General features: G+C 55.3%; 19 protein-coding genes and 2 pseudogenes. 8 read left to right on the top strand and 13 right to left on the bottom strand.

Translation table 11 applies throughout. The annotated features are described in order from the left end of the window. Positions 1-497: LysR family transcriptional regulator substrate-binding protein (locus JHD64_RS15280; RefSeq protein ID WP_199053915.1), on the top strand; the 497-nt coding region annotated here is incomplete at its 5' end. Positions 498-858: 361 nt separating this feature from the next. Beyond that, complete coding sequence (locus JHD64_RS15285; RefSeq protein ID WP_199053917.1) at positions 859-1,026, top strand: hypothetical protein; 168 nt, start codon at positions 859-861, stop codon at positions 1,024-1,026. Positions 1,027-1,073: 47 nt separating this feature from the next. On the opposite strand, the gene JHD64_RS15290 is transcribed toward JHD64_RS15285, so the two are convergent. Next, a complete protein-coding gene (locus tag JHD64_RS15290) occupies positions 1,074-2,693 on the bottom strand; it encodes a methyl-accepting chemotaxis protein (protein ID WP_199053919.1) in 1,620 nt (539 codons plus the stop codon). Positions 2,694-3,165: 472 nt separating this feature from the next. Continuing rightward, positions 3,166-4,431 (bottom strand): cytochrome-c peroxidase, encoded by a 1,266-nt coding sequence (locus JHD64_RS15295; protein ID WP_199053921.1) that lies wholly within the window; start codon positions 4,429-4,431, stop codon positions 3,166-3,168. Here JHD64_RS15295 and JHD64_RS15300 point away from each other — a divergent pair. Next, positions 4,423-4,863 carry a hypothetical protein gene (locus JHD64_RS15300; protein ID WP_199053922.1) on the top strand — a complete coding sequence of 147 codons (441 nt, stop codon included), beginning with the start codon at positions 4,423-4,425 and terminating at the stop codon, positions 4,861-4,863. The two genes, JHD64_RS15295 and JHD64_RS15300, sit on opposite strands and share 9 nt — an antisense overlap. A 227-nt stretch (positions 4,864-5,090) precedes the next feature. On the opposite strand, the gene JHD64_RS15305 is transcribed toward JHD64_RS15300, so the two are convergent. Then, a complete protein-coding gene (locus JHD64_RS15305) occupies positions 5,091-5,489 on the bottom strand; it encodes a hypothetical protein (protein WP_199053924.1) in 399 nt (132 codons plus the stop codon). 457 nt (positions 5,490-5,946) lie between these two features. Here JHD64_RS15305 and JHD64_RS15310 point away from each other — a divergent pair, with 457 nt between their 5' ends. The 5 genes from JHD64_RS15310 (at position 5,947) to JHD64_RS15330 (ending at position 9,767) form a co-directional block, all read left to right on the top strand. Beyond that, the gene (locus JHD64_RS15310; protein WP_199053927.1) at positions 5,947-6,186 is read left to right on the top strand and encodes a helix-turn-helix domain-containing protein; all 240 of its coding nucleotides are present in this window, start codon (positions 5,947-5,949) and stop codon (positions 6,184-6,186) included. A 262-nt stretch (positions 6,187-6,448) separates the two neighbouring features. Beyond that, complete coding sequence (locus JHD64_RS15315) at positions 6,449-7,450, top strand: virulence RhuM family protein (RefSeq protein ID WP_199053929.1); 1,002 nt, start codon at positions 6,449-6,451, stop codon at positions 7,448-7,450. 195 nt (positions 7,451-7,645) lie between these two features. Continuing rightward, on the top strand, positions 7,646-7,894 hold the full coding sequence (locus tag JHD64_RS15320; RefSeq protein ID WP_199053931.1) for a hypothetical protein: 249 nt from the start codon (positions 7,646-7,648) through the stop codon (positions 7,892-7,894). A 156-nt stretch (positions 7,895-8,050) separates the two neighbouring features. Next, positions 8,051-8,980, top strand: a complete 930-nt coding sequence (locus tag JHD64_RS15325; RefSeq protein WP_199053937.1) for a restriction endonuclease — start codon at positions 8,051-8,053, stop codon at positions 8,978-8,980. A gap of 187 nt (positions 8,981-9,167) precedes the next feature. Further along, positions 9,168-9,767, top strand: a complete 600-nt coding sequence (locus JHD64_RS15330; RefSeq protein WP_199053939.1) for a DUF6680 family protein — start codon at positions 9,168-9,170, stop codon at positions 9,765-9,767. Between the two features lie 68 nt (positions 9,768-9,835). Here JHD64_RS15330 and JHD64_RS15335 read toward each other — a convergent pair whose 3' ends face one another. From JHD64_RS15335 to dnaN, 10 genes and pseudogenes are all read right to left on the bottom strand, one after another. Then, entirely contained in the window at positions 9,836-10,153 is a 318-nt protein-coding gene (locus JHD64_RS15335; RefSeq protein WP_199053942.1) for a type II toxin-antitoxin system RelE/ParE family toxin, read from the bottom strand. Next, positions 10,150-10,419, bottom strand: coding sequence for a type II toxin-antitoxin system ParD family antitoxin (locus JHD64_RS15340; RefSeq protein ID WP_110313081.1), 270 nt, complete (start codon positions 10,417-10,419; stop codon positions 10,150-10,152). Before JHD64_RS15340 ends, JHD64_RS15335 begins: the two co-directional genes overlap by 4 nt. A 424-nt stretch (positions 10,420-10,843) precedes the next feature. Further along, complete coding sequence (locus JHD64_RS15345; RefSeq protein WP_199053944.1) at positions 10,844-11,938, bottom strand: hypothetical protein; 1,095 nt, start codon at positions 11,936-11,938, stop codon at positions 10,844-10,846. Between the two features lie 324 nt (positions 11,939-12,262). Beyond that, entirely contained in the window at positions 12,263-12,625 is a 363-nt protein-coding gene (locus JHD64_RS15350; protein ID WP_199053946.1) for a hypothetical protein, read from the bottom strand. Between the two features lie 176 nt (positions 12,626-12,801). Then, positions 12,802-14,655, bottom strand: coding sequence for a DUF262 domain-containing protein (locus JHD64_RS15355; RefSeq protein WP_199053948.1), 1,854 nt, complete (start codon positions 14,653-14,655; stop codon positions 12,802-12,804). A gap of 98 nt (positions 14,656-14,753) precedes the next feature. Further along, positions 14,754-18,131, bottom strand: coding sequence for a DUF3320 domain-containing protein (locus JHD64_RS22495; RefSeq protein ID WP_370540964.1), 3,378 nt, complete (start codon positions 18,129-18,131; stop codon positions 14,754-14,756). Next, a pseudogene (locus JHD64_RS22500) lies at positions 18,112-18,183 on the bottom strand (hypothetical protein); the annotation flags it as partial. The gene JHD64_RS22495 and the pseudogene JHD64_RS22500, both read right to left, overlap by 20 nt. A gap of 914 nt (positions 18,184-19,097) precedes the next feature. Beyond that, positions 19,098-21,326 (bottom strand): annotated as a pseudogene (locus tag JHD64_RS22505) (DUF4011 domain-containing protein); the annotation flags it as partial. Between the two features lie 353 nt (positions 21,327-21,679). Continuing rightward, positions 21,680-24,070, bottom strand: a complete 2,391-nt coding sequence (gene gyrB / locus JHD64_RS15365; protein WP_059285846.1) for a DNA topoisomerase (ATP-hydrolyzing) subunit B — start codon at positions 24,068-24,070, stop codon at positions 21,680-21,682. A gap of 144 nt (positions 24,071-24,214) precedes the next feature. Further along, positions 24,215-25,321 (bottom strand): DNA polymerase III subunit beta, encoded by a 1,107-nt coding sequence (gene dnaN, locus JHD64_RS15370; RefSeq protein ID WP_059285847.1) that lies wholly within the window; start codon positions 25,319-25,321, stop codon positions 24,215-24,217. Between the last annotated feature and the right edge of the window lie 3 nt (positions 25,322-25,324).

Raw genomic sequence — 25,324 nt, forward strand, 5'->3', positions numbered from 1 at the left:
GCCTGGGGCTGGGCCTGTGCCGCCTGCCGCATGCCAGGCTGGAGCGGCGCTGTCTCATCACCCAGCGCTATGCTTTTTACTGCGGCCGCAGCCATCCCCTGTTCGGCCGGCGCGATCTGACGCTGGAATCATTGCAGGGGCAGGATTTCGTCAGCTTCATCAGCGACCAGATCGGCGGCAACCTGTCGCCGCTGACCATCTTCCGCGACCAGCAGGGCTATACCGGCAAGGTCATTGCCGCCTCCTCCAGCCTGGAAGAAGTGCGGCGGCTGGTGCGCGCCGGCTATGGCATCGGCAGCCTGCCGGAACACGTGGCGGCGCGCGATGTGGCGCAAGGCGAGCTGTGGCGGCTGCCGCCAGCAGCCGGCATTGCCGATCTGGATCTTTATCTGCTGTGGAATCGCGAACAGAAGCTGAGTACGGCGGAAAGCGTGTTTCTGGAAGGCTTGCAGCACTGCCTGCCGCCGCCGGACGCCGCCAGCAGCCAGACCCGCTAACAAAACCCCGCGCCTGCTTGCCCTACTCTTGGTACTGTCTGCGTCGGCGCGCCTTGGCCCGGGTTCCCTACGCGGTCGGGTGAGCAGCGCTTAGTGGCCGACGCGGGCAGGAGCACGGGCACGACCACCTGCTGCCATGCCGCCGGCCAGCGCCAAGCGGCAGGCGGCGGCAAAGATTGCCAGGCAGCGGCAAGATTGGCGTCAGCAAAGGTAAGGAAAGGTAAGGGCGCGATAAGAAAGGAAAAATCAGCCGGCAAAGCCGCTGGTACGGATATTGCAGTAAGCGGGCATCCCTGCCGGGCTTGCTGGCTTGTGCCGGGACCATCCAGATATCACCACCAGACCGCCAGGAGTCAACCAGATGGCCATGCCCATTTCACCTGCCAGCAGCTATGGCAGCTATATGCCCAAAACCAATGGCAACAATCGTCCGGTACCTACGCCGGTACCGTCCACCACCACCCCGGAGGCAGAGCAACCGAGCAGTCCGGGTGGCAATGTCGGCTCGCTGATCAATACCAGGGCCTGAGTCAGCCCCCGGCCGCGCCCTGGGCACGGCCCGGGACGGCGGCACCATCACACCTGGTAGCGCGCCAGAATATCCGCCTGCATCCGCGCCATCTCGTCCAGCTGGGCGGCATTCTGTGCCGTATGCTGGGCTGCCGCGCTGGCCTGTTCCGACGCCTGCGCCGTTCTTTCCACCATGGCGGCAATATTGTTGCTGGCCTCGCCCTGCTGCTGGATGGCGGCGGCCACCGCATCGCTGCCCTGAACCGCACTGTCGGCCAGCTCGCCAATCCGGCGCATGGCCACCGCGGCCTGATCGGCGCGGGTCACGCCCACTTTCACCAGCTCTTCCGCCTTTTGCATCTGGGCGGTGGCCTGCTCGGCATTGCCCAGCATGGCCTCGATGGTGGAAGAAATCTCCTGGGTAGACTTGGTGGTGCGCTCGGCCAGCTTGCGCACCTCGTCCGCCACCACGGCAAAGCCGCGGCCCTGCTCGCCGGCACGGGCGGCCTCGATGGCGGCATTCAGCGCCAGCAGATTGGTCTGGTCGGCAATATCGCGGATCACATTGATCACGGTCGCCACCTCGCCGCTATGCGCCTCCATTTCGTGAATGCTGCCGGCCGACACCGTCACCACCTGGGAAATCTGGTGAATGTCGTGGATGGTCTGTTCGATGATGCCGCTGCTGTCCAGCACCAGCGTCTGGGCCGATTTGGCACCGGCGCTTTGCTGGGCCGACTGGTCGGCCACATGGTTGATGCTCACCGTCATCTGCTCGATGGTGGCGGCGATATTGGCCGATGCCTCGCTCTGCGCGCCAGAGGCCATCGACACCTCGTTGGCGGTTTGCGCCAGCTCCTGCGACGAACGCTTAACCTGGTGCGCGCCATCGGCCAGCTGGCCAAACGCCTGCTGCAGGCCATCCAGCAACTGGTTGAAGGCATGGGCGGTACGGCCGATTTCATCCTGGCTGCTGCTGTCCGCGCGCAGGCGGAAATCCCGCTGGCTGCTGACCGTCTCCATGGTGCGCTGGATCGAAGCCAGGCCATGGCGGATGTTGCGATACAGCATCAGCGCCAGCGCGCCGGTCACCAGCAGCGCCACCGCCATCAGGCCCAGCGCCACGGCAAATACCGTCTGGTAAGTGCGGTCATTCTCTGCCGCCAGCTGCTCGGCCAGCTGGTAATTGAACTTGGCATGCTGCTCCACCGCCGCCATCAGCTGGGTGGCGGTCCTGGCAAAATCGCTGTTGATCAGCTCCACTGCCTGCGCGGTCTGGTTCGTGCGCGACAAGGCCAGAATCTTGTCCCGGCCTGCGCGGTACTGCGCCATGACCGCCTTGTCGGCCTCCAGCAGCTGGCGATCCTCGGCGCTGGCCGCCTCGTTGATCTGATAGGCATTCATCAGCGCATCAAAGCGCTGGTCGGCATCTGCCAGGTTTTTTTCCGCCTCGGCTTTCTGCTCGGCGCTGCTGGCCAGCACATGGCGCAGGGTATTGGCACGGATATCCGCCACCGCCCGCAGCGTGTTCTGCATGACTTTCAGATCGGGCAAGGTATTGCCCTGCACATACTGAAAGCGCTGCTGCCCGGCATGCAGAGCATGGATAGCATAGCCACCAACCAGCAGCATGCCGGCCAGAGCAATCGACAAGGTGAGCAATAATTTTTTGGAAATGGTCATCATGTATCCCGAAATCAACAAGTAGCGATAATCGGCCGGATTAAACCCATACGCATAGTATGGGCTAAACCGTTTCAGCTAAGAGCATAGGGTAATGATCAGCCGTTTTGAAAGCAAAATTTACAAATTTTGCATAAATGTAACTGACATGTTTTGCTGAAACTGCTACAGAAAAGAAGCCGGCCATGGCCACCCGTCATGCCATGGCTTGCCCCGGCGGCGCCACGCCGGCTGCGGCCCCTGCCTGCGGTGGCCGGCGACGCGTTTGCCATGATCCGGCCGCTGCCCGGCCAGGCATTTGCGCTACATCAGGCATTGCTGATTTTTCAGGGAACAACCATGTTGTGTCGCGATAAAACCACTATTTGCTTGAAAAACAAGCGGCCTGCCATGCTGGCAGACCGCTTGGTGGTCGTAGACGCAGAACCATCAGCCGCAGGGCACGGCTGACCCCACCCCGCAACAGTCCCGGTGCTTAGTTAAAGGGCGTCGGCCGCGGCGTGTCATTGCTGGACGCCGGCAGGACAGGCAGCACGATCCGCGGCTGCTTGCCGGTCAGGGTATGCAGAAAGGCGACAATATCGCCGATCTCCTGCTGATTGAAAGCCCGGCCCAGCTGCAGCTTGCCCATGGTGGCAACCGCTGCCTCCAGCGTCGGGGCGCCGGCATCATGGAAATAGGGCGCACGCAATGCCACATTGCGCAAGGACGGCACCTTGAACGCCATGCGGTCGGCATCCTTGCCGGTGACACCGGCCCGGCCCTGCGCCGGATTGCTGGTCTGGTACGGCGACACCAGGCCCATTTTCTGGAAGGAATTCCCCCCCACCGCCGGGCCGTTATGGCAGGCCACACAGCCAGCCGTCTTGAAGGTCTGGTAGCCGCGCAGCTCCTGCGCGTTCAGCGCCTGCTTGTTACCCTTCAGCCACAGGTCAAAGCGTGAATCCGGCGTCACCAGCGTTTCTTCAAAAGCGGCAATCGCCATAGTCACCTGCTGCATGGACACATTACGGTTGCCGAACACCTTGTCGAATTCATTGACATAAGCCGGAATCGACCGCAGCACATCCAGCGCCAGCACATGGTTGGACGCCATCTCCCGCGGATTGGCAATCGGGCCGCTGGCCTGCTCCTGCAGCGACTTGGCACGGCCATCCCAGAACTGCGCCACATTCAGGCTGGAATTAAGCACCGAAGGCGAACGGATCGGCCCTTGTTGCCAATGATCGCCAATCGAAGAACTGAGATTGTCACTGCCGCCGGTGGACAGGTTATGGCAGGAATTGCAGGAAATAAAACCCGACTTGGACAGCCGCGGTTCAAAAAACAGTTTCTTGCCCAATTCCACCATGGCCGGGTTCCTGATTACCGCCTTGGCAATCGGCTGAATCGGCTCGCTTTGAATACTGGGGGCTGCACTGGCCGCTAATGCCAGCCATAGCGGAAACATCATGCCGAGATATTTAAGGGATTGCATTGCCATCTCCATTTGCGGTTGAAAATCCTGTTTACGCACTGCGCGTCGCGGGTTGTGGTGTGTTGGCAATGATCCGTTACGGCTTTTTATTATCAATATCGCTATTAAATCATGGTGTTCAGCATGCATATGGCAGCCGGAATTATGCCGTGCATCATGCAAGTTTAAATAATCCCGCATCACCGGAATAAGGCATCGCCGCGGTTGGGAGACAAGATGAGGCAGATCAAGACGGGCTGATTTGTCGCAGATCAAATGGCGCAAATCAAAATGCTGGCAGACGAATTGATATTTTCAATTCATTTGATAGTCAAATATTATCGGCATGGAAGATTTGGCCACGATAATAGCGCCAGATCATTGCAGGACAATGCCGCAAGGGCACAGGTGGCAAACAGGATAACAGCAGGGACCGTGCCGGTATTTAAGCCGACAGGATGCCGCGCCGCGCAGATAAAACCAGCGCAGGCCGCCGGCCAGCGGCAGGCAGGAAAAACAGCAGACGGCAATTATTTAAAGAAAAACATAAAACCCAGCGTCAACAGGATAAGCAGACAGAGCATGCTGATGCCACACATCTGCTCGATCAGCGCATCCAGACCAAGCGTCATCCAGTGCGTGGCACGGCGGCGGAAGCCCTTTAGCGACTGTGGCGGCCTGGCCATGTCTTTTTGTCTGAAGGAACACATTTCTTGAATACTCTTAACAATAATTGCCACAGGACAATAATTGTTAAATAAAGCCAAATCAAGATATTAGTAAGTAAATAATATGTTAAGGAATGAAAATAATTATCTGGCATGATTGGCCGGCCAGTTTGCAGCGCGCAGGCCGGCATGGCGGCAGAAAACAGCAGCGCCGCTGTGCCCACCCTGCACCGGCAGGCCAGGCGGCGCCACGCCACCGCAGCGTGTGGCCAGCGGCTAAGCCCGCTGCAGGGCCTCCAGCGTGCGTGTCAGCAGATGGTGCACATGCTGCAGGATCAGATACAGGTCGCCAGGCTCCAGCGTGGCTGCATGCTCGGCATGCAGCAACTGCAGCAAACCTTCCAGCGTGCGGCGGCTTTCCAGCAGGCGCACATCCACCTCGCCCAGCTGCACCTCCAGCCGGTGACAAACCACCAGCACATCCTGCCAGGCCAGTTCCACGGCTGGTGCCGGCTGGCTGCCCAGCACCGCCTGCATGGCGGCCAGGCTGGCATGCAGCGGCCCCAGCGGCAGGCAAGCGTGCTGCAAGAACTGGGCAAACTGCGGATCAGACTGACGGGGAGAAGGAAAAGACGACCGCCCGGACGGCGGGGTAGCGCGAGGCGTGCTGCTCATGGCAAAACCCTCCGGTGAAGAGTGTCCATCCTGCCATCCAGACGCCAATCGGGGGTGGCAGGCGCATGGCAGGATTGGCGTTCCGGGTTCACCTCCGGCGCCTCCGAAGAGGCTCCCACCACGGCCCGCCATAAAAAGGCAAAGCAATGGTGTGAGAACTGGAGCTTGCGAAAGCAACAGTTCCCGATGAACAGTCGGGACGCCAATCCCGGTGCCGCTATTGAACGACACCGGGCGATTATCAGCTGTGACAGGGGGCAGAGGCAAGGCAGATGGCGGCAGGTGCAAGCCGTGCCTGTGCGCGGCTTGGCCGCGTTCATATGCACTGCTAGCACCGACGAAGCGCATCGTCCGCCAGCTGATCGAGCCACATTCATTACCTGGTAAAAGAAAGACGCTAAGAATTGTGACGTAAAAGCGGCTGACTTAAAAGCAGCATGACGCGAGACTGGCCCGCATGACAGCCATACCCGCTCCCGACTCTTCTGCCCGCCAAGTGCGCGCGCAGCTGGCTGCAAACCTCATCCGTTTGCGCCGGGAAAAGGGTATGTCCCAAGAAGCACTGGCACTGGAAGCCGGCCTGCATCGCACCTTCGTCGCCCATGTCGAGCGGCAAGCCCGCAATATCTCCCTTGATAATCTTGTACGCCTGGCCGACGCGCTTGGCGTCCCCGTGCACAGCCTACTGATGCCCTGACTGCATGCACCATGAGGTGTGACAGTATGAGAAAAGCCCACCACGTTCAGGCGTGCTGGGCTGTGATTGCTTACCGCCGGTAGGCTTTGATAATCAGTGTCTTGGCCAAATCAGATTCGGCCTGATTGCAGAACCTTCGGGTGATCAACCCAGCCTCCACTGCCGCGCAATCAAGTGCTTAAGCGGTATCATCACGGCATCTCCAATCAACAAAGTCAGACCAATGATCATCATTGTGACAGTCTCAGGAAGGGCTTGAAGCATGAGCGATCTCATTCTCTATACCACCGAAGATGGCCGCAGCCAGATCAAACTACGGGCGAAAGACCACACGGTCTGGCTGACGCAGCGTGAAATGGCCCAGCTGTTTGATGTGAGCACGGACAATATTGGGTTGCACCTCAAGAACATCTTTGCAGACGGTGAGCTGGAGGCGTCTTCAGTTACCGAGGAATCCTCGGTAACTGCTGCCGATGGCAAGAACTACCTGACCAAGCTCTACCAGCTCGATGCCATCCTCGCCGTCGGCTACCGCGTGCGCTCGCCGCGTGGCGTGCAGTTTCGCCGCTGGGCTTCCACCGTGCTGAAAGAGTATCTGGTCAAGGGCTTTGTCATGGACGACGAGCGGCTGAAGAACCCGGACGGCCGCCCGGATTACTTCGACGAGATGCTGGGCCGCATCCGCGATATTCGGGCCTCGGAAAAGCGCTTTTATCAGAAGGTGCGCGACCTGTTTGCCCTCTGCAGCGACTACGACAAGACCGACAAAGCCACCCAGCTTTTCTTTGCCACGGTGCAAAACCAGTTGATCTACGCCGTAACGCAAAAGACCGCAGCCGAACTGATTACCGCCCGCGCCAACCCGGCAGACCCCTATTTTGGCTTGCTTGCCTGGCAGGGTAATAAGGTACACAAGGCAGATATCCTCGTGGCCAAAAACTACCTGACCGAGGACGAAATCGACACCCTGAACCGGCTGGTGGTGATCTTCCTGGAAACCGCCGAACTACGGGCCAAGAGCAAGCAGGAAACCCGTATGGCCTTCTGGAAACAGAACGTGGACCAGATCATCACTCTCAACGGTTTCCCGCTGCTGACCCACGCCGGCAGCATCAGCCACGCGCAGATGGAAATGAATATGGGCGAGCTGTACGTGCAGTTTGATCAAGACCGCAAACGACAGGAAGCCATTGCCGCAGACTTGCAGGATGAGGCCGAATTGCAGGCGCTGGAGAACACCCTGAAACGGCGAGCAAGGTCTTAAGAGACGCGTTCTTTGCCAAGTGGCGACTATCATGTGGCCGTGACTTATCCGGATGATGAGCAATGCGAGCTGATTTCCGATCCCTATGTTTTCCAGCATGAAGTGCAGGCCATCGTATCTATTGCAGATGCCCACTGCTGAACGTTGTCAGTCGATGCACCGACAATCACGACACCCCGCCACGAGAAACCAGCCATGTACGACGAAAAAGACCTGATCTACTCCCCGCTGCAACAGAAATACAGCGCCGAAGGCAAAACGGTGGAGGTGTTCATCTATCGCCTGCCGGATAGCGGCTGGACGCTGGAAATCGTCGATCAGTACGACAACTCCACGGTTTACGATGGCGAGTTCGCCACCGATCAGGAAGCCTTTGATCTGTTTCTGGAAGAAGTGGAGTCAGAAGGTATTGAGGCGATGATAGGGCCGGCTCCCGGCTTATAAGGTCAGATCGGTAGGGCGGAAGCCCCCCGATTCATGGGGACGTTCCGCCAATACACACCCACGCCATTGCGTATTAGCTGCATTTCAGGCTTGTTTTTATGCCAAACGCGTGCTTTCCTGTTGGGGTCAATTTATTGATGCTAAGGGAGAGTGGGTGTGGCACGTCGTAAGCCAAAGCAGAACTTTGACCAGATGCTGATCGCCTTGCCGTGGTATGTCAGTGTGGGCTTTGCTGTTGCCAGTTTGATTCTGTTCAAGCAGATACTGCCCGCCATGTGGGCGGGCAATATGTTCTTGAAACCTCTGTCACAAGCCTTTGCCGCCATGGCATGGCTATTTGCAGGATTCTTTTTCCTGCTTGCTGCATTAGCAGCCCTGCGCGAGTTTGGCCAACGTCCACCCGCCAATAAACGGGTTATCCCACCACTCACCCCCGCCACACCACGGCCAAGCGCTCCCCCTCCACGTGATGTCGTCGCTGATGCGCATGTCCCCCCGCCTACCATCACCAAACCCACGCCACCGTCCAAACCCCAAGCCTGGTCGCTGGCGCTGATTCATAGTCTGGAATGGAAACGCTTTGAAGATGTATGTCAGCAGTTTTATCAACTGCACGGCATCAAAAGTGAAACCACCCCGCTGGGGCCGGATGGCGGGATTGATATCCGCCTGTATCAGGATGATTCCGGCAAGGCTACGTCCATCGTGCAATGCAAAGCCTGGGGCGAACGCTATGTGGGCGTTAAACCAGTGCGGGAATTACTGGGCGTGATGACCCACGAAAAAATACCCAAAGCCTTCTTCATGACCAGCGGCAAGTTTTCCGACGATGCCAAGCTGGTCGCCAGCAGTAACCACATCTCCCTGATCGACGGCGCCATGATGCTGACCATGATTGAGCGCCTGCCCGCTGATGCAAAACAGCAGCTACTGGAATTCGCCACCCGCGGCGATTACACCACCCCCACCTGCCCACATTGCGGCATCCCCATGCGCCATGTGGCTGGTAAAGGCGGCCGGCCGGATTTCTGGGGATGCCACAACTATCCGAGGTGTAAACAGACGCTGGGGATGAGGGGGTGTTAATCAAGCGTATGGTGGCTAGCGGCCAACAACTATCGTTCGCTACTGCCCGATATTTGGTAGGTTAAACTTGATGCTTCATGCATCAGCTGACGTTGAATGAAAACTCGCTCCAGCTCTTGAATTTTGGTATGGCTTTGTGGGGCCGCATGTTGGAACGAACGAACACATCATCAATGAAGGAATGCTCATGGACTGGACGTTGAAGGGATCAGACGTAGCCATCGTATTCGCGACCCTTTTGGGGCCAATATTGGCGGTGCAGGCACAAGGGTGGCTGGACTCGCGACGAGAGGAACGCCGTCGACGCTTGAACGTTTTCCACACATTGATGCGAACACGGATGAACCCTATTGCGGTAGAGCACGTTAATGCTCTAAACGCTGTGCCGCTGGAATTTCAAGGAAGTTCGAAGGACGTTAAGGCTGTCATGACCTCGTGGCGGATATACATTAATCACTTCAACAAACAACCGGAAACCCCGGGCTGGGGGGATAGGAGGTTGGAACTCCTGTCCAGCCTCCTGCAATGTATGGGCGGCCTGTTGAAGTACGACCTTGACACGGTTCAAATTGAACGCGAAGCGTATTCGCCCATTGCACACGCTCAAGCTGCTGCCGATCAAGATCTTGTCCGCCAAGGGTTGGCTGCCATCTTTAGGGGCGAAAAAACATTTCCTATGTCTGTCGAGAGAATGCCCACTGACCCAGAAATGCGCGAGGGGATGGTCAACGTACTCAACAAACTTGACAAGTTTCTAGAGGCTCATCTGGCTGAAAATAGGGATTGATAGACTCTCCATCAATGGGTCTATTCATTGTTATATATCTGGCTTGAAGTCAACCATGGAGGCCAGGCTTACATATCGGCGTCGCTGTCGTGCAGGATGGCTGCGTAGTCTTGCCCGCCATAGAAGATGCCAATAATGGATACCGTTTCGGCATCCACGCTGAAGGCAATGACGGTGCGTTTCCTGTAATGGGTAATGCGTAGCCCTGGCCGCACCTCGTCGCGGCTGGTCCCACGCAGCGGAAAGCTGTGCAGGTTTTCGCAGTAGCTTACGATGGCCTCGGTATATTGCGCTGCGATAGGCGGCGAAGCGGCCTCTGCGATATAGCGGTACAGCACGGCAAGCTGTTCCATGGCCTCCGGGCTGAACACTACTTGATGGCTCATGGTTTTTTGGCGTGCTCGGCGGCCAGGCGGGCGCGCACCTGGTCTGCGCTGACAGCGCGGGACGGGTCGGCCTGCAGGGCGTCATAGGCCGGGCCTACCTGATTGAGCAGCCAGCTTTCCACGGCACGGTCCCGTGCCATCAGTGCGCGCAGTCCATCGCGGATGACTTCGCTTTCACTGGCGTATTCTCCAGAGCGTACTTTTGCCTTCACCTCCTCCGCCATGTCATTGGGCAGGGTGATGCTCATTTGCTGGGTGGTCCGCATGGCAATCTCTTTTGAAATCAATAGGATTTAATCCTACGCACGACAAAACGCGCTGTCCACCAAGCAATATGGCTGTGGTGAGCAGCGGCAAGAAAAAAGCGACCAGAAAATCCGGTCGCTTTTTTTACCTCAGTGCCATGCAGTTCTGCATGCGCGGCGGGTGCTTACCTGTAGATGAACGCATAAGCTGAGAAATCGTGCTCTTGTCATTCAATGACTTAGGGCTGGTAGGGAGGCATATGCTGAGAAAATGCGACTCATAAGCTGAGAATTTACTCCCCTAATCCCTAGAATGCAGGTTTCCGAGATGGTCGAAAAACCAAACTCCCATCAGGAGGGATAGCCATCGTCAGCAAGAAGTAATCCGAAAACAACCTACCATCTAGTGAATTCTAGCCGGTTTTCCCTGATGGGTGTAGTCAATCTAAGACGATGCAGTATTGGCTGACAGCCGAGTGAGTGGAGGTGTTTGTCCGGCCATTGCTGCGATAGCGATTCGAAGATTGATGCCTAGTTGCACCAGTCGAGCGTGTACGACCTTCTGCGCCTCCTCTCGGCTAACGGCGTGGACTGTGGTGGGCCATGAGGCTGCAACAAAGTCAGTAGCAAGTGCAATTGAGCGTGCCGCCATCAATCTCTTTATCCCACTCTTCGCCTGGCCACAAGCCTCCGCAATTGCCTCTCCTGCGGCCAAAGGCATGACGTCTTGGCCAGCAGACCACTTCTTTAACCTGCCATAGGAGAAGGTTGCTCCGATACCGCCACGCAGCTGCATGGCAGTGACAAGTGCAGACAACGTTTTGCAAGATAGGGACGTTTGAGCTTCTCGAATCCAATTGCCAATCGGATGGTGAAGTGGATTCGTCAGTCTATCCAGATTTTCAAAAGCCAGAGGTGCTGGCTCGCTGTACTTTGCAATGAAAGATTCAACTAGGCTTACGCCAACAAGAGCATTCAACAAACGTTCTACAAAATGATATTCAGCGCTACCTATCCCTGGTGCATGATTTGACCACCAAGCATCTACATCAGCTAAAAGATTTTCACCACAACAAGGGCAGGGAACTACGCTACTCAAGGTAATGGAAGTGACACGCATTGGTAGTCCTTCAATTACTTTGAATAGTGCAAGGATGTCAGGCATTAATGGACCATCAGCGGCGCTACCTGCCTTTTCTTCAAGATACCCCTGTGGAAGGCTTAAGTGCTTAGTCAATATATCTATTGTTGTTGAACTGGCCTTATGTGTACCTCTCAATAGATTTTCTAGATTCTTGTAGTGATTCCCAGCGCCATGCCGGACATGAGCCTGGTGACCAACATGGTCTGTAAGAAGGCGCACAAGAAACTCAGGGTCTGGGGCTTTTGGGTTAGCTGGTTCTAGGCGAAGCATCCTGCCATATGGACCTAACTTACGGAAAATGGATACTTGCTGAAATGGCGGAGTAAGAAATTCAGCCACAGTCATTCCTGAAGTGTTGGTCTTGGCTGAGTTCAGGCTAGGAGGCAGGTTTTCCATGCAGCGGTACCATCATCCAATGTAGTGGTGAGAACATAGTTTGCGTCCAACAAGGACGCCAAACCTAGACTTCTCACATGAAAGGAAAACATCATGACAATTCATGTCTATGCTGACGCTGACAATCCGAATTGGCCGAGCGGTACCGGCAATCCATCTGGCGGTGGACGTGGGAACAACCCACCGACCAAGAAGTAACAACTGAGGTAAGGCAAGCTCGTTCTGTTGGTGGGCTTGCCATCATCTCTGCCAAGCAGCCTTGCAGCGGCTAGACTCTCACATCCAGTTGGTCAGTTGGTTCCGAACTGTATGGAATGATAGTTGTTATGACCTTTTTGACCCAAAGGAGCCCGGAAGAATGGGTGACCACCTGCGCTTTGGCTTTGGAACCTTCTTAATTGCTTTTTCCAAAGCAGCAATTTTCTTCACTAATTCAGCCTGATTTGGAGAAGTAGTTGAATTACGCAGTAATTCCTTCATGATTTTCAACTGAGATTTAAGGTCATCAAGTTTTTTCTTATTCTTAACATCATTCTTAGCAGCTCTCTCCCGCTCTTTTTTTGCATAGAGACTTGCTTGGTATTCGAGTGGCACATCCCCCAGTCGAGAAGGTGAGCTTGAAAATAAAACTGTACCATCAGGCATTATTGTTTTTACGATGGGAGATGTGCATTTTTTATGGCTCATGGAGCAAGTCCTAGCGTACTAACTAATCTTGGAGAAGGATAGCCATTTACCGCGATGGCACTGCTTATAGGTCATACCATTCGGCTGTTGCAATCCTCGAAGATGCTCATTCCTTACATGCCACATCATTGAGAGTACGAGTTTATCTGCAGGCATGTATGTAAGACACCGCCAGCTTATGTTTCTTGCAGCTCCTCATCCTCTTCTTCGGATGTATCAATAGCTTGCTCAGCCTCCACGTGTAGCAGAGTCTTGCCCATGGCATGCCCAATTAGTTCTAGGAGTGCTTGCTTACGGGCTGAATAAAAACCATAGAAATCATCACTTCGTAGAAGCGCAGGGTTAATTGCATGCGTGCTCAAGATGACATCCATTTCTTTGTCATCAATTTTGACATGCTCATGCTGCTGAATTTTGCCGAGGTATATGGATGGTGCCACGCCACCTATCATTCGATTTGCTTTGTAGGACAGGGGAGTCTTGTTCACAACGGTGTTGTATTGCTGCCTTGGGATGCCCTTCTTTTCGCACCAGTCTTGAGGGAAAATATGGTGAATATCCAATGCAACGTTCTCTTCCTCTAGCTCAGAGATGGTTCCTTTCCAGAAGAAGTCCGCAGCCTTCCCGCGCAAGAGAAGTACGTTAAGGCCCTTGTAGGCAGCACTGAGACGAGATGTCATGCGGTCAAGACGGTCTGGACGGAATGCAGCATCGTGTATGGTGCGAGGCTCCGGGGCAGAGTCACCTTTCTCAATCCAGGTCAGTAAGTCTTCAACATCATTGGCGATTCGAGTTTCCACCGCGCCACCGTACAGTTCTCCAAGTACGCCGCACCAGTACCAACGTGCCAATTTTTCGTAGATACGTGGCTCTTTCCATCTTTCTTCCAGAATGGTCATTACTGCTGCGAGTGGAGCTAGCTGAGTCCGGTATGGCAGGTCCCGGCCATCTCGTACACATTCTCGTCGCAGAAATTTTGCCGCACGCTTGAATCCCTCCTCAATTGCATCAGCCCACTCTTTGTATGCCGCCAGAGGCATTTCCAGAATTGTTGCGCGCTTTGCACTTACTGGAGTGACCTGCTTGCCTGTTTTTCCGGCCTCAAGGTCAGCTTTCCGACGTTGCAACGTGTACAACATGGCAATAGCTTGCAGGAAGTCTGTGGATTCCAGAGGTCTCAGAACTGGCTCGGTAGTCAATCGCTTATGCCGAGAATCCACCTTCCGGGCTGTGCTGCCAAACCAGTCATCGCGCAGGTTATATCCATCAGCTGCATAGGTCGCAGTTACAAGTTCGAAGACATTGAGTGGAACACCACCTGTATTCACTTTTTCGAAAACCAGGCACACGGCTTCCTTGCTGGTGGACTTGTGCAATTGAATGACTGGAAGCTGATAGCTACGAAATGCCTGTAATACCTGTTTACGGAACTTCATGTAGAGACCGAATTGTTCCGGTTTGGCTTCCTGCAGTCCTTCTTCCCACGCATCAGAATTCATCGTTTGGCGGCAGGGGAAATAAAGGTGTTCGTACTCATGGGCAGGGGTCGACAGGTCCAGCTTGATATCACGACCGAAGTTTTCTCGCAGGCATTTGTCGGCATCCACTGCAATAATGGCTTCATCTAATGACTCAACTCCCTCGAGAGCACGCTGAATGTCCCAGTAGTAATAACGCTCAATAGCACGACCTTTTTCATTACGGGTCGCTACTGGTCCATCAATAGATAGCACCTGAGTTAGCGTAGTCAGTCGCTGTTGGCCATCCAAAATCAGCAGCTCAGCGGCAGGAATGCTCTCTGGCAGCTTTACGCCTTCTACTGGGCGAATCTGGAAGCGTGTTTCTCCCCCAGTTTCAAGTAGCATTACCGCACCCACTGGAAACGAACGTGCAATGCTGACCAGCAAACTACGTACATGGCTGTCATCCCAGACCCAACCGCGCTGAAAATCTGGCAGTTGAATTTTCCCGTTACTGACGTCCTTGAGCACGTCCTCCAATGAACGTTTGGTGCTATCGAAGTGGCTCATCGATTTCCTTTCTGTTCCCTTTGTAAGCAGTGAATCATTCCCGCCCCTGTGGGCAATCGCGTCCCAAAATTACGCCTTGGCCAGAGTTTGGCTATCCCTTAAGACGTCCAGGCACTTTCAAGCCGGGCTCTGCTTACTGCACTAAGTTTTCGCAAGCCGATTTCACGGGCCATGGCTTGAATGCCTGTTTCCTGGTCATGTCCTGCGGCCCTCATTTCAAATGCAAGCGCCTTTAATTCCGGCAACGAAATTTCATCAACGGAACGGGCGACGCCTTCTGCAGGCCGCCGGAATCGAATCGCATCAGCTGAACTGCTATCTTTGGCCCAGAAGAACGTACCAACATCCTCTGACCCACTGTCGTAATGTATGGATGCCAGACCAACGACCCGCTCCTGAATACGTGCTCCGGTCCGGACCCATCCATGTAGACGCGCAATCCGCCGAGCAAGAACCTCATCAAGAACAGGACCTTCGACGCGCACTACATGCTCAATCATTTTCAGGAGCTGGGCATCATACTCAGCATCAAAAAATGCCCCGGCATCTACTTCCAACCCAGTCGAGGCTAAATCGGCCTCGACGAACTGGGACTCAGGGTGTTGAGCATTGGGGGTAACGGCAGCATTTCGAGCATAGGTTTCAACAGACTGGTGAGTGACCTTCGTCACCATCTCTGCATCGCTGATGCTTACTTCTGTTTGACCTTCCGTCATCGCCATGGCATCTGCAATAGCCTGTTGGGCAAGCTTCTCCGCCTGCTCTTTCGCTTTTGCAGTTTCCGTTCGCTGCTCTGCCAAACGCGACTCAAGTTGGAAGTGAATTTTCTCTAGTGTGCCTGGCATATCAATCCACCAGTCAGTGGACCATATCCGCATGATTTCCCAGCCCAACCCCCGTAATACTTGCTCGCGAAGCTTGTCGCGGTCTCGAGCAGTTGCGGAACGGTGGTATGTCGCACCATCGCATTCCACGCCAGCGAGATAGCGACCGGGTGCATCCGGGTCAACAACGCCTAGGTCGATACGGAACGCTGATACACCGACCTGAGGGTGAACTTTCCAACCTTTCTCCGCAAGGGCGATGGCCACAGCCTTTTCGAATGGACTATCAAAATCACCAACGCTGCCATAGATGCTCTCACCAAGAGCGCGAGCACCACGGTCGGCAAACTCAAGGAAGTGCTTCAGGTCGCGTACGCCCAGGGCCTGAGTTCTCGACAAGTCCATTTGCTCTGGTTGGAAGCTTCCAAAGACACGTAGCTCCTGTCGAGCCCGAGTAATGGCCACGTTCAGACGTCGCTCGCCGCCTTGCTTGTTCATCGGACCAAAGTTCATGGGAACGGGACCGGTCACACCCGGCGCATTACCGTATGTAATGGAGAAATACATGATGTCTCGTTCATCACCTTGAACACTTTCCAGGTTCTTAACGAAGACAGGCTCCAGTTGGCTCTCAAGGAAATACGGCTCTATGGATGGGTCTTTACGGCGTTCATCGTCCAACAGATTCTCGATAAGAGACTGTTGTTCTGCATTGAAGGTGACAACCCCTATAGTGAGCCCGCTATCTCGGAATCCAGGTGACTTCAGTTTTCCGACAAGGTCTGCAACCAACGCTTTTGCTTCAGGTTTGTTTGTCCGAGAAGCACCACGCTCATATTGTCCGTTCGGCACGTGTGTGAAACTCACGGCTCTGTCATTGGTCAGCGGGCTTGGGAATGTAACGAGCTCACCGTCGTAATAGCGATAATTCGAGAACGCTATCAAACTTTCATGGCGGCTACGGTAGTGCCACGACAGCTTCATCGTCGGCAGATTAGCACCGATACACTCTTCCAAGATGCTTTCAAGTTCAGCCTCGACATCACTGTCGTCTGCATCGGATTCGGCACGGTCAAAGAAGCTGGTCGGTGGCAATTGTTTAGGGTCACCGACCATAATGACTTGCTTCCCGCGAGCCATTGCACCGATAGCATCCCAAACTGGTATCTGCGATGCCTCATCGAAGATGACCACGTCAAAATTCGCTGTCTCAGCAGGAAGAAATTGAGCAATGGACAATGGACTCATGAGTAAGCAGGGGGTCAAGCTCATCACTGCGTCTGATGCACGAGTCACCAGCTCCCGTAAGGGTAGATGGCGCGTTTTTTTCTGCATTTCGTAACGCAGTAGACCCCACTCAGACCCATGTGAAACTCGCTCAGGTGATGGGTGACCCGCAGAAAGTTGTGCACGTACTAATGCCTGGGTGAGGCTAGTAAAGCGTTCATCCAGCTCTCTGAAGTCACGAATACGCTTTTCATGCTCAGCAGAAACAAAGGTCCGGAGCACATCGTCCCTGTCGACCACTGCATTCAGCCACCATCGGCAGTAGTCGGTTTCGAAGGTTTCCTTCACCCGGCCAAGTTGAATAGTTCCTTGCTCCAGGCCCTTAACGACATTGGCCAGCCCCAATGACAGTGCCTGTTGGCGTGTCTTGCGCCATGCACACCACGCGTTCAATCTATTCGATGTATGCAGCACACCTTCGGCACGCTGTAGGACGTCGCTGGGTAGTAGTCCTCCAAGCGTTACTTTATCGGACTCAGGCAGGCCACTTGTGGTGCTGAAACGGGTAATAGCCTTATCTAAGGAACTCAATGCGTTTGCATAGGTACGCCCCGCACTAGCAATGGCACCGGTAGACTCAAGCAGGACGTTACTATCGCCTAGTAGCAGTGCAATTGGCGCCTTAATGGCTGCCAGTGCTTCAGGTGTACTGGCAAGAACAGAAAGTGAGGTGGTCAGTGCTTCGTAAAAACGGAGGGCGGGCGCAATCGCTTCAACTTTCGTCTGCAGTCCACTCCACAAGCCAGATGTTTTGGAAGACAAGTCCTCGAATTCTTTCAGCCGCTCTTGAAGCGAGACCATTTCTCGCATTTTCTTAAGGTCTGCAGCTGCGGTTACTCCCGCGCGACCATTTTCGATAGCATCTAAACCATCGTCTTGCCACGGGGCATTGCTGCGAGCAGATAGCAATGCGCCTTGAAAGATGACAAATATTTTTGCAACAGCAAGGTCCGTCTCAAAGCCTGACCAAACCCCACTGGTTTCCTTATCCAGGCCAGATAGTCGATTGATAACCTGCTCTATCTGACGCATTTCCCGCATGCGCAGGATGTCTTCACGTGCGATGTCACCACATTGACCATGGCTGACGGGGTCAAGGCCAATGTCTTCCCATGCTTGCCGAGAACGGGCTTGTTCAAGTGCGGACTGGAATGCAAATGCAGCACGAGCAACATCAAGGTCCGTCTTCACCCCAGACCATGCATTCGAGGTGAGCAGTGATAGGTCTTCAAACAGCTTAATATCGGCATGAAGCTTGTCGAGCTTCACCAGGCACTCAATGTCCGTGCCGATGTCCGGTTCACCGCTTCCATTTGCCAGTCCTTTGAGCTTCTTGACCAATGTTTTACGGCGCATCACGGTCATCGGCCATGATGAATTCTGTAGCTCCAGCCAGTCCTGTTGTAGCTGATGCACAGTGGCGGTGGAAATTCCTTCTTGATACGGAATCGTCAGCTGACTAATCAGCTCCTGGCGATTTCGTAGCAACTTGATTCCCACGCCAAGCCGGGAGCGGAGGCTCTCATTCCAAGGGGGCGAAAGGTGTTCTTTAAGCTCCAAGTAGCGGGAGAGCTGCGAGATACCCAGTCGAATATCTTCAAGGACTTGATTACTGCATGGGGCGGATAATGCACCCAGCAGCTCACGATAACGTTCAACTAACGGAGCGGCTTGGCAAAGGTTTTCAGCAATTGCCTTTGCATCGGGGCGCAAGACAAATTGCCAGTCGTGACCTGCTGCCGCAGGTAGCGTGTCTGCAAGCAGCCGGAGTCCTTCACGGACTCGTGGCTCCATTTGTAGAGCTGGAATTCCGATAGCAGAGGTAAGTACACCTGTAGCCTCCTCGAAGGCCTGTACCGCAGGTCCAACTCCCTGAGCCGCCTCCAGCAATGCTGACTGCCATAACGGCGACCATTCCGTTTGAGCGACATGTGCTAGTGGGCTTGCGGTAAGTTGCTCACTACCAATTACTTTGGCATGAACATCAAGCAGTTCTGCGGTTTCCCGCAGAGTGTGCATATCTTTTACACCATGCGCTTGCGCAGTTGGCCATGAGAGGTGGAGTGCTGGAAGGTCCTGTCCGGCAACTACCCTACCAATAGCCTCGTACACACTCATTCCATTCGAATGTCGAACATGTAACCGTTCAACATACCGATTCAATTGTGCACGAAGCCCTTCTAGTCGTTCTGCTTCTGACTGCCACTCTTCAGGGGCTATTGCTGCAGCTCCATCCCAGGAACGGCGAAGCTGTTCTAACACATCCGTTTTGCGTGCTTTGTTCGAATGTAGTTCAAGACAAAAATTACCGAGGCCAACATCTGCAAGGCGCCGATAAACCACATCAAGCGCGGCCATCTTCTCGGAAACAAAGAGCACTCGCTTCCGTTCTGCGAGGCATTGAGCAATCAGATTCGAAATGGTTTGGCTCTTGCCTGTACCTGGGGGGCCAATCAATACAAAGTCTTTACCCTTGCTCGCAGCGACAATGGCCGACAATTGCGAAGAATCGGCTGGCAATGGGCAAAATGTTTCTTTTACGGGCAACTCTGTATCAAGTCTTCTGATGTCAGGAAATTCGACTGTACTTTCATACGAGTCACGCGGGGTTTCCAGCAAGTGCCGAACCACCGCATTCTGCTTCAGCTGCTCAGTGCTTTCCGTCAGGTCCTTCCACATCAGATATTTGGCAAATGAGAATGTCGCGAGCACAACGTCTTCGACAACTTCCCAGCCTTTGATGTCCTTAATCGCATTGGAGACGGTCTTCCAAATACCTGTTACATCCAAGCCAGAGTCATCTTTCGGCAACTCTGTATCTTGTACCCCAAGCTCAAGCTCGAAGTCCTGGCGTAGCATCTCAAGAAGTGTCGGATTGAAGCGTGGCTCATCATCGTGCAACTTAAGGCTAAAGCCAGAGCGTGCGCTGCGGCGTTCCAGTGAGACAGGGACCAGAACGAGTGGGGCGCGGTATTTTTTGTCTTCTTTCTCATCACGCGTCCATGACAAGAACCCAAGTGCCAGATAGAGGGTATTGGAGCCGCTCTCTTGCAGAGATGTACGTGAGGACCGGAACAGCTCTACAAGCCGTGAGTCCATGTCATCTTGCGCTAGGCCAATAAAGACCTCTTTCCGTTTCAACGCATCAAGTGCGTGCTGGCGACGGATATTCTCTCGCTCTCGTCCCTCATATATAGCTTGGCTGCGTGGGTCACTACCATCCATCAAATCTGGTCGTGTCAGAAGCTTGATGGCATGGCCCTCTGCCAGAATATCTTCAAGGGAGCCTGGGTCTGGAGCATCCAGCTTCAGAGATTTCTTCCCTGGCTTGAAGCTAAGCAGGTTATTGCGCAGAGAGAGGTCGAGTAGCTTGCGCTGCCAGCGTGTCAAACGGTCTTCAGGACGTTCTGGAGCCGCATCGGGAGTTTCTTCGTTGAGTTCCTCAGGCAAGTCGGGTGCCGCCTCGAACCTTGCTGAGCTACCGGAGAGAGTCGCTTCAAGAGGACCCCGTGTGATTGCCTGTTCGCTGGCCAGTGGTTTGATGCGCTGCAGTCGTGCACGTTGAATGTCCACGACTAACTGGAAATCTCGCTCCTGTTCCTCTGATACCTGCTCTTCGCCTCGACTAATGGCAAAACTGAAAGGGGGTAAGGGGCGCTGTGTGAGCAATGTTGTCTCAAACAGGATGATTTCCTTCAGCTTCACGCGCTTCCGCAGAGCGGTTACATCATCAACGACAGCAGTGGAAAACTCTTCGGCCTTGAGCCAGACACCTGGAAATGCATGTCCTTTGGTAAATACCAATAATGAATTTAGGCCCGCCTGCTCCAGAGCCGCACACATGAACAGTGCCAAGTCGAGACATGTACCAAGGCCGGAGTCTGCAATCTGACTGGGGCTGCGGACTTTTTGCCCAGTTTGTTCGAAGCTTGCGGGTGGCAACGCATAGTCGATACCCATTGCACCTATCGCGTTCCAAATGGCGGATGCGAGCTCCCATGCTCGACGAGCACCTCCTTGGTACCCATCAATAGAGCCTGACTTGTCTGCTTTTCTGAGAACCTCTGCCGCTTGTTTCAGTACCCGTTCGATTGCAGGCTCATTCGGCTGGACGAATGCAGCAACCATATCCGGAAGTGCGGACAGTCCTCCCCATTGATTACGTGGCAGCAGTTCAACCGTGGATTCGTGAGACGCGAGAATGAGCGCTTCATCCTGTGCGGATGTCAGGCTAAAGGTAACGACTGCGGTGTCGGACTCCGTGAGTCGCCCGAGCAGTGCTCCATCAAGTGACAGGTCGGTATCATTTATTCGTATGGTCTGGCCAGTGCCGATATGGTCGATGTGCCAAGTCTTGGATTTGAGAAATGGGGGCTCGGAAGAAACTGTTAGCCGGATTTCCTTGAGGTCGGCATCAGTCTCATTGAGTATCGACAATTCACGCGTAACAGGTACCGCATTCTGGAAGTCAGCCAAGTTCACCTTATTTGCTAACGTGGCCAAAATCCGGATACAGCTTGGCTTCTCTGCTGTTTCGCCCAATTCGACTATCTTTTCCATCTGCTTCCCAATCCAATACGGAGTTTTACCATCAGTCTCTATGAGGACTTGCTGCCCGGAACCATCCCGACGTGCAGTAAAGGCGGCTACTGCAACACGTATGCTGTGGGACAGAAGACAAGCCACATGACCTCTGCTGGCGAGGCCTATTCCATATGATTACATATACTCATGCCAATATCACTGACAATGGCATGGAAATACGTTTGGAGAGCATCACATCTGGCTTTTATTCGTAACCGGCCAGTTGTCCACCTTCCTCGGTTATGCAGTAACAATACAAAGAAGAGGCCCATAAGTTTCTCAACTTATGGGCCTCTTTTTCTCAGCTTATGTGTCTATCTATAACACCCTTACACATCAATATTCCGCGCAATCAGGGCATTGCCTTCGATAAAGGCGCGGCGGGGTTCCACGTCGTCGCCCATCAGGGTGGTGAACACGTCGTCGGCGCCCATCACGTCCTCGATGCGTACCTTCAGCAGGCGGCGCACGTTCGGGTCCATGGTGGTTTCCCACAGCTGTTCCGGGTTCATTTCGCCCAGGCCTTTGTAGCGCTGGATGTTCATGCCCTTTTTCACTTCGGCCAGCAGCCAGTCCAGTGCCTGGCCGAATTCGCTGATCGGCTTCACAGTTTCACCGCGGCGGACGGTGGCGCCGTCACGCAGCAGGCCGCTGAGCAGTTCGCCGGTTTTGGCCAGCTCGGCGTAGTCGCCGGTTTCCAGGAAGTCCTGGTCGAGCACGGTCACCAGCACGTTGCCGTGCAGCTTGCGGGTGATCTTGATCAGGTGGCCGTCGTTCTTTTCGTCGTGCAGCAGGTCCAGCGTGATGGCTTCGGCCGGTACCAGTGCGCGCAGGCGGGCGACGCTGTCGTTGGAGGCTTGCTCGGTTTCCAGTGACAGGCGGCCGGATTTGAGCATGGCTTCCAGTACCAGCGGGTCGATGACGCGGCTTTCGCGTTCGATCACGGCGCGGGCCAGCAGGAACTGGCGGGCTACTTCGGCCAGGGTGTCGCCGGCCAGCGGGGCGGCGTCGGTGCCGGGGACGAGTTCGGCTTTTTCCAGTGCCAGTTGCAGCAGGTACTGGTTCAGTTCGTAGTCGTCCTTCAGGTAGCGCTCTTGCTTGCCGTGCTTGGCCTTGTACAGCGGCGGCTGGGCAATGTAGATGTGGCCGCGTTCCACCAGTTCGTGCATCTGGCGGTAGAAGAAGGTGAGCAGCAGGGTGCGGATGTGCGCGCCGTCGACGTCGGCGTCAGTCATGATGATGATGCGGTGGTAGCGCAGCTTGTCCGGGTTGTATTCGTCCTTGCCGATGCCGCAGCCCATGGCGGTAATCAGCGTGGCCACTTCCTGGCTTTGCAGCATCTTGTCGAAGCGGGCGCGTTCCACGTTGAGGATCTTGCCCTTCAAGGGCAGGATGGCCTGGAATTTGCGGTCGCGGCCTTGTTTGGCGGAGCCGCCGGCGGAGTCACCCTCGACCAGGTAGAGTTCGCACAACTTGGGGTCTTTTTCCTGGCAGTCGGCCAGTTTGCCGGGCAGGCCCAGGCCGTCCATGATGCCTTTGCGGCGGGTGATTTCGCGGGCTTTGCGCGCGGCTTCACGGGCGCGGGCAGCATCGACGATCTTGCCGCAGATGGTTTTGGCGTCGTTGGGGTTTTCCAGCAAATAGCTCTTGAGTGCTTCGCTGATGACTTCGTTGACTACCGGGCCGATTTCGCTGGAGACCAGCTTGTCCTTGGTCTGGCTGGAGAACTTGGGGTCGGGCAGCTTGACGGACAGTACGCAGGTGAGGCCTTCGCGCATGTCGTCGCCAGTGGTGTCGACCTTGGCCTTTTTGGCGACTTCGTGTTCTTCGATGTACTGGTTGAGCGTACGGGTCATCACCTGGCGCAGGGCGGTCATGTGGGTGCCGCCATCACGCTGCGGGATGTTGTTGGTGAAGCACTGGACGCTTTCCTGGTAGGAGTCGTTCCATTGCATGGCCACTTCCACCGTCATGCCGTCTTTTTCGCCCATGCCGTGAAACACCTTGGGGTGCAGCACGGTCTTGTTGCGGTTCATGTATTCGACAAAACCGGCCACGCCGCCGGAGAAGGCGAAGTTTTCTTCTTTGCCCGTGCGTTTGTCCAGCAGGTTGATGCCCACGCCCTGGTTGAGGAAGGACAGTTCGCGGATGCGCTTGGCGAGGATGTCGAAGTGGTATTCCACCAGGCCGAAGGTTTCTTCGCTGGCGCGGAAGGTGACTTCGGTGCCGCGGTGGTTGCTGTGGCCGGTGACGGTGAGCGGGGCCACGGCGTCGCCGCGGCGGAATTCCATTTCGTGTACCTTGCCGTCACGCCAGATTTTCAGCTTCAGCCAGTCGGACAGCGCATTCACTACCGATACGCCCACGCCGTGCAGGCCGCCGGAGATCTTGTAGCTGTTGCTGTCGAATTTGCCGCCGGCGTGCAGGATGGTCATGATCACTTCGGCCGCCGAGCGTCCTTCTTCCGGGTGGATGTCGGTGGGGATGCCCCGGCCGTTGTCCGATACGGTGATGGAGTTGTCGGGGTTGATGATGACCTTGATGGTGTCGGCATGGCCGGCCAGGGCTTCGTCAATGGCGTTGTCCAGCACTTCGAACACCATGTGGTGCAGACCGGTGCCGTCCGAGGTATCGCCAATGTACATGCCGGGGCGTTTGCGTACTGCATCCAGACCCTTGAGGACTTTAATGCTATCCGCGCCGTATTCCTGTTCGCTCATGCTTGTTCCTGAACAGCGGGAGTGGGGAGTCGGGAGTGGGGAGTAAGCCACTGCGTCATCACGCTTCCTGCTGTAATAAAGTCAAATTCAAGACCTGCGGGGGGAGTGGTCAAACCCGACTCCCCACTTCCTACTCACTACTCCCTAGATGCGCATCGGCATCACGATGTATTTGAAGTTGCTGTAGTCGGGAATGGTGACCAGCGTGCTGCGGTTGGCATCGCCAAACGCCATTTGCAGGGTGTCGGCCGGCAGGTTGGTCAGCACATCCAGCAGGTAGTTGATGTTGAAGCCGATTTCCAGTTCGCCGCCCTGGTAGGCGATTTCCAGTTCTTCTTCGGCTTCTTCCTGCTCGCTGTTGGTACACAGGATGGACATCTTGCCCGGTGCCAGTACCAGACGCACGCCGCGGAATTTTTCGTTGGCCAGAATGGCGGCGCGTTGCAGGGCGTGCAGGAAGGTGAGGCGTTCGATCAGGAAGATCTTGTCGTTATCCAGCGGAATCACCCGGTTGTAGTCGGGGAACTTGCCGTCCACCACCTTGCTGATGATGACGGTGGAGCCAAAGCTGAAGCGCACCTGGTTGGCCAGCACTTCGATGTTGATTTCGTCGTCGCTGTCCTGCAGCAGTTTATACAGTTCCAGGATGGTCTTGCGCGGCAGGATGACTTCGGCCTTGGGCAGGGTGGCTTCCACGTCGGCGCTGGCAAAGGCCAGGCGGTGGCCGTCGGTGGCGATCAGCTTGACCTGGTTGCCGTCGGTTTGCATCAGCAGGCCATTCAGGTAGTAACGGATGTCCTGCACCGCCATGGCAAATTGCACCTGGGAGATCAGGCGTTTCAGTTCGCGCTGCGGCAGGGTGAAGCTGGCGTCCGAGGCCGAGCCTACCGACAGCAGCGGAAAGTCTTCGGCCGGCAGGGTTTGCAGGTTGAAGCGGCTTTTGCCGGCTTTCAGCGTCAGGCGGCCGTCCAGCTGTTCCAGCGTGACGGTGGCCTTGTCCGGTATGGCGCGCAGGATGTCTTGCAGCTTTTTGGCCGAGGTGGTCAGGCGGAAGTCTTCGCCCGGCAGTTCGTCGGCACTGGCGGTGGTGATCTGGATTTCCAGATCGGTGGCCAGAAAGCCTACCTGGCCGCCCTTCTTTTCAATCAGGACATTGGAAAGAATCGGCAGGGTATGGCGTCGTTCGACAATACCGGTCACCGCCAGCAGGGGCTTGAGAAGGGCATCGCGTTCGGCTTGCAGGATCAGCATGTT

The sequence above is a fragment of the Aquitalea sp. ASV15 genome, from assembly GCF_016429115.1.
Classification (GTDB): Bacteria; Pseudomonadota; Gammaproteobacteria; order Burkholderiales; family Chromobacteriaceae; genus Aquitalea; species Aquitalea magnusonii.